We start from the raw sequence: 901 nt of genomic DNA, 5'->3' as shown, positions 1-901 counted from the left end.
GTTGGTTTTTCATGAGGATGGAAAATGGCAGGGGCATTTTTCAATTTGATGGGATCAAAAACCCAGCGTTTGACATCGGACCACATATTAAATTCAGGAAGCGAAATTCTTCCCTCGATTTGCCCCTTGACCGTGCAGTCATATTCGAGTGTGCATTTGAACCACCAATACAGGCGATCCCCTACTTTGACTGGCCGGAACTCTCCACAGTTCTGTATCAGAGGCTGCAACAAAGCTTTTGCTGTTTTATCCACAACAAAATTGTTACCAGCATAATAAGGGATGAAATTCACATCTGTTGTAAATTTTTTTAAACGAACCGGATACAGTTCCCAGTTTGCCAGTTTGATGTGATTGGGTAAAACTGCTCGTCCGTTTTCATCCCATATTTCTACATTTGGCGAAATGCCGCCATATTGAAGATTACTGCTGACACGATAGACATTCAGCTCTGACATTGTTGCTGTCCTTACCCATTGACAAGAATATCAAAATCCGAAACGGCTTCCTGAAGTGTTTCGGCTCGTTTATCACCACTGTTTCGCACAAGCTCCATCCCGAAATCGCGCAATTCCCGACGGATGATGGCCTGTCCGGAACGTGCCCTCTGCAAGCTGATTAGCCTCACCCAGAACCACGGTAATTTTAGCAAAATAATTCTCGAAAACCTTTTATCTCCCCTAAAGCACATCCATGAAGAAGGAGTTCAGGCGAGTGAGGAAACAAAATAAGGCCCTTGTCAGAGCAGTGTAATTTCCTCCCTGTTCTTTAGCTTGTCATAAAGCAGGCCATATTTCTTTTTGTTTTTTTTCCACTTATCCTCCAGCTCCTTTCCCAGTTTTGCTGCTATGGGGCCGAGAACAGGGGGGCTTTCAACCCACACACCGCCCGTTGTCTCATT

General features: G+C 44.6%; 1 protein-coding gene. It reads right to left on the bottom strand.

Annotated elements, in window-relative coordinates; translation table 11 throughout:
* On the bottom strand, positions 1–458 hold a 458-nt coding region (locus HK23_RS13895), incomplete at its 3' end, for a hypothetical protein (RefSeq protein WP_143217585.1).
* Positions 459–901: the final 443 nt, after the last annotated feature.

Origin of the sequence: Acetobacter malorum (genome assembly GCF_002153605.1) — a bacterium.
Lineage (GTDB): Bacteria > Pseudomonadota > Alphaproteobacteria > Acetobacterales > Acetobacteraceae > Acetobacter > Acetobacter malorum_A.
This window is presented reverse-complemented; position numbering and strand designations above follow the sequence as displayed.